The organism is Microbacterium sp., from assembly GCF_046295495.1.
In the GTDB taxonomy this organism is placed as follows: domain Bacteria; phylum Actinomycetota; class Actinomycetes; order Actinomycetales; family Microbacteriaceae; genus Microbacterium.
Window position 1 is genome coordinate 1 of record NZ_JBKBNC010000056.1, and the last position, 14257, is coordinate 14257.

General features: G+C 71.9%; 14 protein-coding genes and 1 tRNA gene. 7 read left to right on the forward strand and 8 right to left on the reverse strand.

Features of this window, described 5'->3' with window-relative positions; genetic code table 11:
* Positions 1 to 792 precede the first annotated feature (792 nt).
* Both ACK4LS_RS13595 and ACK4LS_RS13600 read left to right on the forward strand, forming a co-directional pair.
* A complete protein-coding gene (locus ACK4LS_RS13595; protein WP_409718250.1) occupies positions 793 to 1467 on the forward strand; it encodes a response regulator transcription factor in 675 nt (224 codons plus the stop codon).
* Positions 1464 to 2927, forward strand: a complete 1464-nt coding sequence (locus ACK4LS_RS13600) for an ATP-binding protein (RefSeq protein WP_409718253.1) — start codon at positions 1464 to 1466, stop codon at positions 2925 to 2927. The genes ACK4LS_RS13595 and ACK4LS_RS13600 overlap by 4 nt, the downstream gene beginning before the upstream one ends.
* 39 nt (positions 2928 to 2966) lie before the next feature.
* Here the strand turns inward: ACK4LS_RS13600 and ACK4LS_RS13605 are convergent, their stop codons facing one another.
* Entirely contained in the window at positions 2967 to 3308 is a 342-nt protein-coding gene (locus ACK4LS_RS13605; protein ID WP_409718256.1) for an ATP-dependent DNA ligase, read from the reverse strand.
* A 323-nt stretch (positions 3309 to 3631) separates the two neighbouring features.
* Here ACK4LS_RS13605 and ACK4LS_RS13610 point away from each other — a divergent pair, with 323 nt between their 5' ends.
* The 4 genes from ACK4LS_RS13610 (at position 3632) to ACK4LS_RS13625 (ending at position 7591) form a co-directional block, all read left to right on the forward strand.
* Positions 3632 to 5062, forward strand: coding sequence for a hemolysin family protein (locus ACK4LS_RS13610; protein ID WP_409718259.1), 1431 nt, complete (start codon positions 3632 to 3634; stop codon positions 5060 to 5062).
* Positions 5059 to 6081, forward strand: coding sequence for a CNNM domain-containing protein (locus ACK4LS_RS13615; RefSeq protein ID WP_409718262.1), 1023 nt, complete (start codon positions 5059 to 5061; stop codon positions 6079 to 6081). Before ACK4LS_RS13610 ends, ACK4LS_RS13615 begins: the two co-directional genes overlap by 4 nt.
* 201 nt (positions 6082 to 6282) lie before the next feature.
* Positions 6283 to 7101, forward strand: coding sequence for an SDR family oxidoreductase (locus ACK4LS_RS13620; protein ID WP_409718265.1), 819 nt, complete (start codon positions 6283 to 6285; stop codon positions 7099 to 7101).
* Positions 7102 to 7222: 121 nt separating this feature from the next.
* Entirely contained in the window at positions 7223 to 7591 is a 369-nt protein-coding gene (locus tag ACK4LS_RS13625) for a hypothetical protein (protein ID WP_409718268.1), read from the forward strand.
* 3 nt (positions 7592 to 7594) lie between these two features.
* Here ACK4LS_RS13625 and ACK4LS_RS13630 read toward each other — a convergent pair whose 3' ends face one another.
* The 3 genes from ACK4LS_RS13630 to ACK4LS_RS13640 all read right to left on the reverse strand — a co-directional run bounded on the left by ACK4LS_RS13630 (position 7595) and on the right by ACK4LS_RS13640 (position 9771).
* Positions 7595 to 8461 (reverse strand): zinc-ribbon domain-containing protein, encoded by an 867-nt coding sequence (locus ACK4LS_RS13630; protein WP_409718271.1) that lies wholly within the window; start codon positions 8459 to 8461, stop codon positions 7595 to 7597.
* A gap of 66 nt (positions 8462 to 8527) precedes the next feature.
* A tRNA-Ile gene (locus tag ACK4LS_RS13635) sits at positions 8528 to 8601 on the reverse strand.
* Between the two features lie 207 nt (positions 8602 to 8808).
* Positions 8809 to 9771 carry a DMT family transporter gene (locus ACK4LS_RS13640; RefSeq protein WP_409718274.1) on the reverse strand — a complete coding sequence of 321 codons (963 nt, stop codon included), beginning with the start codon at positions 9769 to 9771 and terminating at the stop codon, positions 8809 to 8811.
* A 41-nt stretch (positions 9772 to 9812) separates the two neighbouring features.
* Here ACK4LS_RS13640 and def point away from each other — a divergent pair, with 41 nt between their 5' ends.
* Positions 9813 to 10379 carry a peptide deformylase gene (def, locus tag ACK4LS_RS13645; RefSeq protein ID WP_409718277.1) on the forward strand — a complete coding sequence of 189 codons (567 nt, stop codon included), beginning with the start codon at positions 9813 to 9815 and terminating at the stop codon, positions 10377 to 10379.
* Positions 10380 to 10465: 86 nt separating this feature from the next.
* Here def and ACK4LS_RS13650 read toward each other — a convergent pair whose 3' ends face one another.
* From ACK4LS_RS13650 to ACK4LS_RS13665, 4 genes are all read right to left on the reverse strand, one after another.
* Positions 10466 to 11770, reverse strand: coding sequence for a glutathionylspermidine synthase family protein (locus tag ACK4LS_RS13650; RefSeq protein WP_409718280.1), 1305 nt, complete (start codon positions 11768 to 11770; stop codon positions 10466 to 10468).
* Complete coding sequence (locus ACK4LS_RS13655) at positions 11770 to 12144, reverse strand: tRNA-dihydrouridine synthase (protein WP_409718283.1); 375 nt, start codon at positions 12142 to 12144, stop codon at positions 11770 to 11772. Before ACK4LS_RS13655 ends, ACK4LS_RS13650 begins: the two co-directional genes overlap by 1 nt.
* Positions 12145 to 12259: 115 nt before the next feature.
* On the reverse strand, positions 12260 to 13192 hold the full coding sequence (gene glsA / locus ACK4LS_RS13660) for a glutaminase A (protein WP_409718286.1): 933 nt from the start codon (positions 13190 to 13192) through the stop codon (positions 12260 to 12262).
* A 56-nt stretch (positions 13193 to 13248) separates the two neighbouring features.
* A partial coding sequence (locus ACK4LS_RS13665) for an SGNH hydrolase domain-containing protein (RefSeq protein WP_409718288.1) occupies positions 13249 to 14257 on the reverse strand: 1009 nt, incomplete at its 5' end.

The following is a 14257-nucleotide window of genomic DNA, read 5'->3' on the forward strand; positions in this document are numbered from 1 at the left end:
GGGGGGCGGGGGGGGGGGGGGGGGGGGGGGGGGGCGCGGGGGGGTGGTGCGCGGGGGGGGGGGGGGGGGGGGGGGGCCCCCCGCGGGGCCCTCGGTGGGCGGGGTCGGCGTCGAACCGTCGGCGGGGGGTGTGGGTGCCGTGCCGTCGGCGGGCGGGGTCGGGGGCGTGGGCTTCCGGCCGTCGGCGGGGGGTGTGGGCGCGGAGTCGGTCGGAGGTGCCGGCGTCTCGCCGCCGGCTCGGGAACCGCCGTGACCGGGGCCCGCGGGGCCGCTTCCCGGGCCGCACTCGGCGGGGCCGTCTCCCTCACCGGGGGCAGCGGGGGCGCTGTCGTCGCCGGGAGCCGGGGGCGCCGTTCCGGGGGTCGGCGCGGTGCCGTCGGTCGGCGCGGTGCGGGGGGTCGAACCGGTGCCGGGAGTCGGCGCGGTGCCCGGACCGGTGGAGCCCCCGTCCGCGCTCGGGGCCGAGGTGGCCGCGGTCAGCGGTGCGCCGCCACCGGTCTGGGCGGCCAGCGCCGCCGTGCCGCCGGTGAGACCCGCGGCCACGATCACCGCACCCGCGATCAGCGCGGGTCGGCGCCAGCCGCGTCGACGCGGTTCGGGGGTGTCCTCCTGACGCGGCAGAGGCAGCGTGGGGTTGTCGTCTTCCATGGTGTTCCTCCTCGCCGGTGGTTGTCACCGGCTCTGAGACCAGCCTTCGAGCCGGGACTGAAGCGAACCTGAAGCCCTGGGGCGGGCGGTGAGCCCATACGCAAGCCATAAGAGCCGCTCAGCGGACGGCCCTATCGTCGACCGGTGCCCTCCCCCGCCCGCGTGCTCGTGCTCGACGACGACGAGACCATCCGCCTCTCCGTCGAGACCGCGTTGCGCGCCGAGGGGTTCCTCACGGAAGCCGCGCCCGACGGGACCGATCTGGCCGACCGCCTGGAACGCTTCCGCCCCGACCTCGTGGTCCTCGACTGGATGATGCCCGGGCCCAGCGGCATCCGTCTGCTCCCGCTCGTGCGCGCCGCGGGTGACACCGCGGTCATCATGCTGACCGCGCGCGACGAGGTGGACGACCGCCTGCGGGGCTTCGCCGAGGGCGCCGACGACTACGTCGTGAAGCCGTTCACGATGGCCGAGCTCGTCGCGCGGACGGGGGCGGTGTTGCGGCGCCGCGGGCGTCTGCCGCAGACCATCGCGATCGACGATCTGCTCGTCGACCCGGATGCCACGACCGCGAGCCGCGCGGGGACGGTGCTCGATCTGACGGCGACGGAGTTCCGCCTGCTGCGACTGTTCGCCGAGAGCCGGGGGCGCACGCTGTCGAAAGCGCAGATCCTTACCCAGGTGTGGGGCTACGACGACTACGACCCCAACCTCGTCGAGGTGCACCTGAGCGCGCTGCGCCGCAAGATGGAGCTGCACGGTCCCCGGCTCATCCACACCGTGCGGGGTCTCGGCTACCGCTTGAACGTGGCGTCGTGACCGGTCCCGAGCTGCGCTCCGGCTCCCTGCGGCGGCGGACGATCATCGCCGTCGTCGCCCTCGTCGCCCTGCTGCTGGTGGTGCTCGCCGTCGTCGTCGACCTCGGACTCGGGGCGCGCCTGCGCGGACAGATCGAGGAACGGCTGCGGGATCGCGCGGCGGCGGCCGCCTCGCTCGTGGGCACCGTCGATGACGCGGACCTGGCCGAACGCCTGTCGACGCAAGGGCTGGCCGTGCGCATCGACAGCGCCGGCGGGGAGTCCGTCGTCGCCGGCCCGAGCCCCGAGCAGCTGCGCGACGGCCCCCCGGGTCCGGGCGGACCGGGGTCGGCTCCCGGACAACGCGCGGAGCCTCAGCCCACCGCCTCCGGCGACGTGGACATCGTGGCGTCGAGCGTCTCGGGCGACGATCAGCTCGTCACCCTTCGATCGACGCTCAGCGACGGCTCGACGCTCACGCTGACCGCGTCGGCGGTCGGGGTGGGCGAGACGCTCGCTCAAGTGCGGTGGATCATGGCGGTGTCGTCGGTCGGTGTGCTCGTGCTCGCGGCGGGGTCGGTCACTCTCGTCGTGCGTCGGAGTCTGCGGCCCCTCGACCAGGTGTCGCGCGTGGCGCGCGCGATCGGCGCCGGTGAACGACAGCGGCGGCTTCGTCCGACCAGGTCCGACACCGAGATCGGCCGGGTCGCGACGGCGCTCGACGACATGCTCGACGACGTCGTCGGCGCCGAGCAGGCTGCGCGCGATGCGGAGGCACGGTTGCGCGCATTCCTCTCCGATGCGGCGCACGAGCTGCGCACGCCGGTGACCGGCATCCGGGCGGCCGCCGAGACGCTCGTGCGCGCGGAGCTCGACGGCGCGGAACGCGAGGTGCTCGCCGCCCACGTCGCGCGGGAGGCGACCAGGGCCTCCCGCCTGATCGACGATCTGCTCACGATGGCCCGCGTCGACCGCGGCCTCGAATTGCATCGCATCCCGTCCGATCTACGCGCACTCGTCGAGGCCGAGGTGCGCCGGGTCCCGTTGGTGCACCCGTCGCTGCGCATCGTCGCGGAGACGCCGGATGCCGCGGTACCGGTGCGCGCGGACGTCGATCGCCTCGCCCAGGTGCTGTCGAACCTCATCCAGAACGCGGCACGTGCGACCGGGGGCACCGGAACGGTGACGCTCTCGGTGCGGACCGAGGGGGATGCCGCCGTCATCGCGGTCACCGACGACGGCCCGGGGGTGCCGCCCGGTGAGCGCGAGCGCATCTTCGACCGTCTGGTGCGCCTGGACGCGGGGCGGGCGGCATCCGGGGGCGTGGGGCTCGGGCTTCCGATCGCGCGCGGCATCGCGCGGGCGCACGGCGGAGACGTGCGGTGCGTCGACGTCGACTCCGGGGCCTGCTTCGAGGTCACGCTCCCCGTCGAGCGGACCCGGGCCACCGATCGGTCGGTACCGGCCGCGGCGATCGGGTGAGCGCGGCGGCCGACCCGCGGGCAGGCCGCCGTCGCCGGCTCAGTTCGGGGAGCGTCCGACGACCTTCTGTCGCGTGGGCACCGGCTGCGGCGCGATGCCGGCGGCGGTCAGCGTGAGGCCGTCGGCACCACTAGCGTCGTGCATCATCTGGTCGACCAGCGCACGGTCGATGACCGGTTCGCGGCCGCCGTAGAACTGCATCACGAGCGCATTCGAGGCGTGGATCCACAGGCTGGCCTGACGCACCCCCTCGTTGACAGGGAGTTGAAGCATGAATCCCTCGTTGCGGCGCAACTTGTTCATCACGACGATGCGGAGATGGGCGAGGATGCGGTCGTCGATGTCGAACGATGCGCGATCCCGGTAGATGAGGCGTCCCACAGCTGTTCCTTTTCTGGCGCGCCGAAGCGTACCTGTCATGCAAGGGCGGGACCACGCCGGGAAGCGAGGCAATGCGGGAACCCCAGTATTCCACCGTCACGACGCCGACGGGGCGGCACGAGCGATATATCGCCCGCCGTTATCTCGACGTCGAGATCGTCGAGGCGGTTCCCCAGTTTCGCGCCGGGGGCCATCGATACAGTCGAATCGATCTGCGATCACCCGACCCACGAGAGAGACACCCCCGTGAGCCCTCACCGCACCTCCACCGACCAGGAGGGCCGATCTTCGAGCCCCCTCTTCTCGAGAGGGGCTGAGATCTGATGCTGGCTGCGGCCCTGACACTTCTGGTGGGGATCGTCATCACTCTGGCGATCATCGTCGCGTGCGGATTCTTCGTCGCGCAAGAGTTCGCCTACATGTCCGTCGACCGTTCGCGTCTGACCGCGAAGGCCGAGAAGGGCGACGCGCAGGCGAAGCGCGTGCTGGCGATCACCAAGCGCACCTCGTTCATGCTGTCGGGCGCCCAGTTGGGCATCACCGTGACGGGACTGCTCATCGGCTACGTCGCCGAGCCCCTGATCGGTGAGTCGATCGGCACGCTGCTCGGCGGCGTCGGCCTGGACCCGGCCGTCTCGGTGCTCATCGGCACCGTTGGCGCGCTGGTGCTTGCGACGGTGGTCACGATGGTCTTCGGCGAGCTGTATCCGAAGAACCTCGCGATCGCGAACCCCGAGCCCCTCGCTCGCGCGCTCGCCGTGCCGACCCGCATCTACCTCATGCTGTTCGGCTGGCTCATCACGGTGTTCGACGTGGCCGCGAACGCCCTGCTGCGACTCCTGCGGATCGAGCCGTTGGAAGACGTCGACGAGAGCGCCACCGCGCGCGACCTCGAGGCGATCATCGAGGAGTCGCGCATGAGCGGCGATCTGCCCGACGACCTGTCGATGATCATCGACCGCATCCTCGACTTCCCGCAGCGCGACGTCGAGCACGCCATGATCCCGCGGTCGCAGACCGATTCGGTCACCCCCGACACCACCGTCGCCGAGGTGCGCGCGCTCATGGCCACGGGCCATACGCGCTACCCGGTCATCGGAGACGAGGACTCCCCCGTCGGCGTCGTGGAGCTGATCGACATCCTGCGCGAGCAGCCGGCCGATGACGCGCCGGTGGCCTCCGTGATGCGCACCGCCGTCGTCATCCCCACGTCGATGCCCCTCCCCGCGGCCCTGGACCGCATGCGGCGCACGCGGAACGAACTCGCGTGCGTGGTCGACGAGTACGGCAACTTCGACGGCATCCTGACCATCGAAGACTTGACCGAAGAGGTCATCGGCGAGCTCTCCGACGAGCACGACGCCGACGAGACCGAGGTCGCGACCTTCGGCGACGACGCATGGAGCGTGCCGGGCGACCTGCACCTCGACGAACTCGAGCGCCTCATCGGGTTCGACCTCGCCGAGAGCGACGCCGAGACGGTCGCCGGTCTGGTGATCGACGCGCACGGCGATCTTCCGCCCGTCGGCGAGACGGTGCGCATCGTCCTCCCCGAGCGCGCCGGCGAGAGCGTGCAGGGCCTGAACCTGCAGAGGTGGTTGGCCGTCGAGGTGACCGCCGTCGACCGGCACGTGCCGTCGCAGCTGACGGTGCACCTGCACGAGGTGGACCGGGATGCCGAGCCCGCGGATGACGCAGCGGATGGCGCCGCCGCGATCGACGTGGCCGCGACCGGTGCGGAGGTGGCCCGATGAACGGCTGGGTCGTCGCCCTCGTCACCGCGGGGCTCATCGTCGCGAGCGCGTTCTTCGTGATCGTCGAGTTCGCGCTGCTCGCCGCCCGTCGCCACCGGCTCGAGGAGGAGGCCGCGACGAGCGCCTCGGCCCGCGCCGCCCTGCGCGGTGTGAACGAGCTGACCGTCATGCTCGCCTTCGCCCAATTGGGCATCACCGCGTGCACCTTCCTGCTCGGTGCCGTCACGAAGCCGGCCACCGACTACGCGCTCGCACCGGTCTTCGAGGCGTGGGGCCTGCCGTACGTGCTGGCCGACATCATCGCCTTCATGCTCGCCCTGATCGTGGTGACGTTCCTGCACCTCGTGATCGGCGAGATGGCGCCGAAATCGTGGGCGATCGCCCACCCCGAGACCGCGGCGAAAGCCACCGGCATCCTCGCCCGCGCGTTGACGTGGCCGCTGCGTCCGTTCCTGCTGTGGATCAACCACATCGCCAACCGCCTCGTGCGGGCGTCGGGCGTGGAGCCCGTCGACAAGGCGGCCGCGGGCGGACAGGATGCCGACACCATCCGCGAGCTCGTCGCGCACTCGCGCCAGGCGGGCACGCTGGAGAAGCAGTACTCCGAGCCGATCGCCCAGGCGATCGCGCTCGGAACGCTCACCGTCGGTGACATCGTGCGCACCGACCGCTCCCCCACCGCGGTCCCCACGGATGCGACGGTGGCCGAGCTGCAGGCGGTCGCCGCGGCCTCGACGCACCTGCGCATCCTCGTCGGCTCAGGCGCGGCCTCGCGGGTGGTGCACGTGCGCGACACGCTGGCGGTCGACCCCTCGACGCCGGCGCTCGACATCGCTCGGGGGCCGCTCGTGCTCGAGCCCGGGGCGTCGGCCTACGACGCGCTCGCGCGCATGCGCCGGGGCCGCGTGCAGCTGGCCACGGTCGTCGACGGTGGCAGGTTGGAGGGTGTGGTCACGCTCGACGACCTGTTGCGTGAGATCCTCCCGGGACCGGGCGAGCTCGCCGACGCGACGCGATAGGGCGCCGCGGCATCCGCCCGCCTGTCGGAGGGACGCTCGCTGCGCCGAGGAATGCTCCCGGGGGTGATCGTCGATGCGGCGGCGTGTGTCACCGACACCACGGGGTGCGGGGTGGGGGCGGACTGTCAAGCCGCCGTTCGCGCCGAGACGGGCGGCGTACCGTCGTTCGCGTTCACCCCTCACTGTTCTCGGAGGACATTCATGAGCAAGACCTGGTTCATCACCGGCGCGTCCAAGGGCTTCGGCCGTGAGTGGGCCGAGGCGGCCCTCGAGCGTGGCGACAACGTCGCGGGGACCGCCCGCAATCTCGACGACGTGCAGGAACTCGTCGACACGTATCCCGACACCTTCCTGCCCCTGCAGCTCGACGTGACCGACCGCGCGGCCGACCTCGCCGCCGTGCAGAAGGCGCACGAGAAGTTCGGCGCGCTCGACGTCGTCATCAACAATGCGGGTTTCGGGCACTTCGGCATGGTCGAGGAGCTCAGCGAAGACGAGGTGCGCGCGCAGCTCGAGACCAACTTCTTCGGTGCCCTGTGGGTCACGCAGGCGGCTCTGCCGATCATGCGGGAGCAGGGGTCGGGCCACATCATCCAGGTGTCGAGCATCGGCGGAATCAGCGCGTTCCCGACCGTCGGGGCCTATCACGCCTCGAAGTGGGCGCTGGAGGGGCTCTCGCAGTCTCTGGCGCAGGAGGTCGCGGGCTTCAGCATCCACGTCACCCTCGTCGAGCCGGGCGGATACTCCACCGACTGGTCGGGTCCTTCGGCCAAGCGCAGCGAGGAGATCGAGGCCTACGGCCAGGTGCGCGCGCAGGCCGCGAAGCGCCCGTCGGCCGCCGACCCCGGCTCGCCCGAGGCGACGCGCGCGGCGATCCTGAAGGTGGTGGATGCTGAGCAGCCACCGCTGCGCATCTTCTTCGGCAAGGCGCCCCTCGGCATCGCCGAGAAGGACTACGAGTCGCGCCTGAAGACGTGGCGCGAGTGGCAGCCCGTGTCGGAGGAGGCGCACGGCTCCTGAGGGGAGTCGTCCTCGACGTCGCGGTGCGACCGTGCGATTCGGGCCCGCCCCCCGCGTCCGGAACGCACGGTTCGTACCCGCAACGGTGTGCCGGAGCGATGAGCGGTGCAATGATGAGCCGATGAGCGATGAAGCCGTCCATCCGCCGCGGCGTAGCCGCGAACTCCTCCGACAGTGGGTGGACGACTACACCTCGGAGACGAGTCTGAACGGGGCGCGCGTCGACGTCGCCCCACAGGAAGACGGGGGCGACGGCGACACCGGTCTGGTGATCCTGCGCCCGCACGGCTCCACACTGTCGGTGTACATGCAGCCGCGCGGCTATGACGACCCCGTCTGGGAGCTGACGATCCCGGAGCGCCACCACGACGTCACCATGACTCCGCTCGAGCTCGGCGCCCTCGCGTCGGTGGTGCTCGACGCGGCACGTCTGTGCACCTACTTGCAGTTCCGCTCGCTGGACCGGGACCGTTCTTCCGGCTTGCGCTGACCTTCATCGCACGTAGGCGTCGACGAGCAACGGGCCCCGGATGCCGCGGAACGCGTCGATCAGCCGCGTCGTCGCCGCGCGGTTCCATGCGGTGAGCTGCAGGTCGTGCGGCCCGAGCGGCTCGAGTCGGCCCGTACGCAGGCGCACGACCTCCCACCCCGCCGCCCGGAGCGCCCGGTCTTTGCGTCGGTCGACTTCCTCGCGGCGACCGACGTGCTCGAGACCATGGCGGCCGATCGAGTCGTACTCGACCGCGATGCGCAGCTCGGGGAACACGAGGTCGGGCCAGACCTCGAGGTGCTCGAAGAAGGGTCTGCTGATGCGCACGGCGTTCCGACCGGGGGTGAGCGCCAGACGGTCGAAGACGTCGACACGCACGCGGCCCTCCACCGCCGAGGCGGGGCGCGGCGCGCAGACGGAGACGAACGCCTCACCGACCGGGAGGTCGGGGGTCTTGGTGCAGAGGGTGACGCGGGGCTTCGCGCGTCGAGCCCGGAGAACCCCCGACGGCGGTGAAGAGGGCTCGGTGACCGAGCCGCGCATCGGGAGCGCGACCGTGCGCGTGGGATTCGCCCTCTCGCTGCACTCCGGACACCAGGCGCTGCGGCGACGTTCGCGCCCCGGCCGGAGGCGTTGCTCGCTCGGCGTCGCGGCGAAGCGGTGGCCCGCGTCGCACTGCCAGAGCAGGAGCACATCGGCTGCGGGAGGAACCTGACTCAGGGCGATCCCCGCGTTGAGGTCGGGGTGATACTGCCGTACCAGCGCGGGGTAGGCGGCCCACGCCGCGCGATAAGCCCCGACCGCGTACGGCACCTCGAGCCCCTTCGACCACTGTCGACGGGCCCACCAGGCCTGCACTCTCTCCGTCACGCGGGGAACGCTAGCGGCGACCTCCGACAGGGGCGGCGCGCGCCGTGTCGGCGACCCGGAGAGGAGTAGGGCGGGTGGGACTTGAACCCACGATCGTCGGGTTATGAGCCCGCTGCCTTGACCAGCTTGGCCACCGCCCCCAGCGACGTCGAGCCTACCGGCATCCGCTTCTTCTCGCCGACGACGCCCGGGCGGGGCGTCGGGCCCGCGGCGCCCGCGAGATCACACGAGTTGCGCCAGATCACGGGGGATTGCGCGTAAAAGCGGGTGATCTCGCAAGAGTCGTGTGATCTCGACGCCCGGCACCGGCGGGACGAGCGCGGTGCGCACCGCGGCGGGGTCTGGCCTCAGAGCACGCGCGGCTTCGTCGGCTTGCCGTCGGCGGTCACCTGCGGATGGTGCTTGGTGAGCTGGATGACGCCCCACGTCGCGATCGCGCCCGCGATGACGAAGCCGATCAGCGCCCAGGCGGGGGCCGTCGAGGCTTCGCCGAGCACGAGCAGACCGATGAGCACGGCGATGATCGGGTCGATGACCGTCAGGCCCGCGATCACGAGGTCGGGCGGGCCGGCCGAGTACGCCGTCTGCACGAAGTACGCCCCGACGGCCACGGCGCCCAGCAGCGCCACGAGGCACAGCAGGGTCAGCCACTCGAAGTTCCCGGCCTGCGCGCGGCTGATGACGACCTTCGCGAGCGTCGCGACGAAGCCGTAGATGACGCCCGCGGCCATGATGTAGAACAGCGCCTGCGCGCGACGGCGTACGAGCATCCAGAAGCCGCCGAACACGATCACGACCACGGCGAGGATGCCGAGGATGATGAGCAGCTCGCGCTCGGTGATGACGTGCTCGGTGGCGAAGAACGCGGCGATCGTCACGAAGATGAAGATGCCGCCCACGCACAGCGCGATCGCGATGAGCGACTGCCTCGTGGGCTTGAGGTGGGAGACGCGGGCGTTCAGAACCGTCGTGATCACCAGGGCGATCGCCCCGAGGGGCTGCACCAGGATGAGCGGCGCGACCGAGAGAGCGGCGAGCTGGCACACGATCGCGAGGCCCAGCATGACCGTGCCGGCCACCCACGAGGGCCGCGTGAGCAACGACGTCAGCTGCGCGCGCGAGAGGCCGCCGGTGGTCTTGCCCGACAGGCGCTCCACTTTCTGCACGCCGCGGTGCTGATACTGCGCCCCGAACGACATGAAGACCGCGCCCAGCAGGGCCAGCGGGATGCCGAGGAGGATTCGCGGGTCGCGGAAGACACCGACGAGTTGGTCGATTCCGTCGCTGAGGGTTGCATCGAGCGGGATCACCCCTCGACGATAGCCGCCCGCCCGCTGGATAGGCTGGAGACGTGGCCGTACTCCCGATCCGCATCATGGGCGATCCCGTGCTGCACGCTCCCGCTGCCCGCGTCGACGAGATCACCGACGAGGTGCGTCGACTCGTCGCCGACATGTTCGAGACGATGGATGCCGCCCCCGGCGTCGGCCTCGCCGCGCCGCAGGTGGGCGTGGGACTGCGCATCTTCACCTACACCTATGAAGACGACGAGGGCCGGCCCTGGCGGGGCGCCGTCATCAACCCCGAACTGTGGATCCGACCCGTCGAGCCGGGCTACCCCGATCCCGACGAGGAAAGCGAGGGGTGTCTGTCGTTCCCCGGCGAGCGCTTCCCGCTGCGCCGGTCGGAAGCGGCGCTCCTGACCGGGACCGACCTCGAGGGGCACTCGGTGCGCATCGAGGTCACGGGGTGGCGCGCGCGCATCCTGCAGCACGAGTTCGATCACCTCGACGGCATCCTGTACGTCGATCGCCTCGATGACGAAGACAGCCGGGTCGTGGCGAAGATCGCGAAGAAGCGCAAGTGGGGCAAGCCCGGGGCGTCGTGGATGCCGGGGGTCGACGACATCGACGCGTGAGCGTCTCGCGCCCGGGGCCTGCTCGGGAGCGGCGTCGCCCCCGTCTGCGACCGCAGCCGCACGGCATCCGGGTCGGCGCGTGAGCGTCAGCCCTCGATGATGTTCGGGGCGAAGCGGCAGTAGTAGTCGGTGATCGGTCCGTCGGACTCGCGGATGCCGACGCCGTAGGCCTCGCCGTCGATCACCCACGAGCCGAGCACGGGGTGGTTGCTCCCCCGCGACCCGGGGAAGTCGGGGAGTTCGTGGTACTCCTGCCACACCCGCTCGCGACCGGTGCCCTCGCGGCGGTACTCCTGGCCGTTCGAGGTGACGGAGCCGTCGGCCCGGTGCACGCGGATGCCGTCGCCCTCGCGGCCGAAGACCGGTTTGACGACGAAGTCGGTCATGCCGTTGGGTCCGTCGGCGTAGGCGGGGAGGAGGTTGGGGTGGCCCGGGTACAGGCGCCAGAGGGCCACGAGCAGCAGCTTGTTCGACAGGAACATCTTCCACGCCGGCTCGTACCAGCGCCCGAACAGCCCGCGCCCGGCGATGAGGAGCGCCCCGAACTCCTGGTCGCCGATCACGCGGTCCTCCCCCGAGACGAGGTCTTCCCACGGGTAGAGCTTGAACAGGTTGCGGATGACGGGGTACTGCGTGCCGGGGGTGTCGCCGGGCAGGGCCGCGACACTGCGCGAGGAGCCCCACGCCTCGGGCACGCCGACGAACTGACGGGCGCCGTGGTGCCAGCCGATGTCCTTCATCTCGATGCCGGTGTGCTCCCAACCCGCTTCGCCGGCGAGGTCGCGCATGTAGGCGACGGTGTCCCAGTCTTCGCCGTAGGTGTCGGCATCCGAGTGGGCGACGAACAGGCGTCCGCCCTCGCCCTTGGTGAGGGAGCGGTGCAGCAGCGCGCGCCAGCGGTCGACGAGGGCTTCGTGCAGTCCGTTCCACTGGTCGGTGTCGGCGGGGAGGGCGCCGCTCTTGATGCGGTCCTGCAGCCAGAACCACTGCGTGACCGAGGCCTCGATGAGCCCCGTCGGAGTGTCGGCGTTGTACTCGAGCATCTTCGCGGGCGAGCCGTCGCCGGCGTAGGCCAGGTCGAAACGGGCGTAGACGTCGGGCTCGTCCTGGTCGAGCGACCACTGGGCCAGCTCGAAGGCTTTCGGGGTGAGACCGAGGTGGCCGAGTTCCCCGGATGCGAGATACCGCGCGGCCTCGCGGCTCATGCGGTGCAGCTCCTCGGTCTGCTGCTCGAGCGCCTCCACCTCGGGCAGGGTGAAGACGTAGGCGGCACCGTCGTTCCAGTACTCCACCGCCGTGCCGTCGTCGCGCACCGTTCGCGAGTAGATGAGCCCGGACTGCTTGATCGTGCGTTCCCAGTCGGGGCGGGGGTCGAGCTCGATGCGGTGCATCAGCCGCCGTGGCTTCCGTCGGAGCCCGAGCCACCGAAGCCCCCGCGCGAGACGCTCGCGCCGTCGCCCGAGATGCCCTTCGCCGCGGTGCGCCCCGACGGCAGCGTGTCGACACCGCCCGAGACGGCCTGACCGACCGCCGGCACGGTGCGGCTGCCGGCGCCGAGGGGCAGGAAGTACCAGCCCGCTCCCCCGCCGTGGTTGTTGCAGTCGTCGTCGGGCAGGCGCTTCTCGGTCGCGTTGTCCCGGCAGATCTGGGCGTAGTCCTCCGACACGTTCGTCCCCTGCCCGCATCCGGTGAGGGTGGCGGCGAGGGCGGCGACGACGCCCACGGTGACGGTGCGCGAAGCGCGGCGGCGCGCGGCGGGGTGCATGGGGGGCTCCTTCACGGATGCCGTCGGGGTGGGTCTTCGCCGATGCTCTCACATCCACGGCGCGCGGGGCCCGGGAACCCGGATCGGCCGGCGCCGCGGTCCGTGCCGACGTGGTTCAGTGGGCGGCGAAGGCGTGCAGACCCAGCTCGTCGCTGAGCGCTTCGATCGCGAGGCGACCTCGTACGCTCGTGCCCTGGGCGTCGAGGGGCGGGCTCACCACGGCGGCGCCGAGGCGGCCGGGCGCGGAGAGCACGATCGCGCCGGAGACGCTGGACTTCGCCGGCACCCCGACCGCTCGCATCCACCGCCCCGATCCGTCGTAGACGCCGCAGGTGGCCATCACCGACACGACGTCCCGCGCCACGCGTTCGGGGATCACGCGATCACCGGTGCGCGGGTTCACCCCGCCGCACGCGAGCGTCGCGCCCATCACGGCGAGGGTCTCGGCATCCACCAGGGTCGCGCACGCCCGGGCGTAGACCTCCACCGCGTCGTCGGCGGTGGCGTGGAGGGTGCCCTCGGCGCGCATGAGATGGGCGAGGGCGTGGTTGCGGTCGCCCAGCAGGTGCTCGTTGTGGGCGACGTCTTCGTCGACGTCGAGGTCGCGCCCGGCGAAAGCCGCCAGTCCGCGCGCGATGCGGGCGGAGCGCGCCGACGCGTCAGCGCCCTCGACGAGGGATGCCGTGAGCAGCGCACCCGCGTTCACCATGGGGTTCGGCGGGCGGCCCGTGCCGCTCTCGAGCTTCAGGGCGTCGAAGGACTCGCCGGTCGGTTCGATGCCGACCCGGTCGAGGGCTTCTCCGTCGGTGTCGAGCAGGGCCAGGGCGAAGAGGAACGGCTTCACCGCGGACTGCACGCTGAAGGGGGCGTCGGCCTGAACACTCGAACGGATGCTCCCGTCGGGCAGGACGAGGGCGATCGCGCACAGGGCGGGGTCGGCGGTGGCGAGCTGGGGAATGCTCGTATCGACCTCGCCGTCGCGCTCGTCGAGGAGCCGCTCGCGCAGGGCGTCGAGGTCGAAGCGGCGGGGGTCGGCGAGCGCGGTCATCGTCCCACCCTCGCAGCCGCGGCCCCGGTTCGGGCGTGGGTTGCGCTTTCCGCCGCTCAGTACAGCCCGCGCGTGGCGAGTTCGTCGCGCAGGATCGGCGTCAGACGTTCCGCGAACGCCGGGGTGACGTGCGTGTCGTCGTAGCGCACGGGCGTGTCGCCGGCGAAAGCCGGGCACACGTCCTGCCAGCACGTGAACGGCAGTGCGCTGATGGCGGCGTCGCCGGTCGCGACCGCCTGCGCCTCGGTCGCCGCCTCCACCTGCGTCCACACGTCGTCGACGGCCGCGAGGCAGGCACCCGGGCCGGTGAGCGGCGAGTAGCACCGGCCCAGGTCGACGCCGTGCGGCGGGGGCGCCAGGTACACGGTGCGTCCGGCCGGGGCCCAGCCGGACACCTCGGCGGCGACGGCGGATGCCAGCTCGACCGCGTTCAGATCGCGTCCGTCGACCGTGCGGGCGAGGGTGAACGCGTTCGAGACGACGAGCAGGTCGGCCGGAGACGCCGCGATCATCGCCGCGACCTCGGCCTTGCGCTGCGCGCAGGTCGCCATCACCGAGGGGTCGCGGCTCTCGACCAGGACGTCGGTGAAGCGGCATCCGTACAGTCCGACCGTCGTGACGCGCCAGGCTCCCCCGCTGTCGTCGGCGAGCTTCGCGAACGCCGGGGCGTACGCCATCGCGCTCGAGTCGCCCACGAGGTAGAGGTGGTGCGGGGCGTCGGCGCTCCCCCACGTGCAGCGCGCGGGGTCGGGCGTGCCGTCGGGGGTGAAGCAGTCGTGCGCGCGGTTGGCCGAAGACGACTCTCGCATCGCCTCGTCGAGTGAGGGGTGCAGCTCGGGCCAGGCGCCCGCCGTCGCGGCGGAGGCGAGGTCGGCCTGCAGCGTTGCAAGGGCGTCGCCCGAGGCGGTCTGCGCTGCGGCGGGGGCGGCGATGGCGACCCCGGGGAGCGTGGGGGCGCCGAACGCGAGGAACACCGCGAGCACGGTCGCGCCGGCGCCGATCGCCAGGGTCGCACCGGCCATCGCCACGCGGGGGGCGAAGCGGGCGCGCCACGCGGCCCAGGCG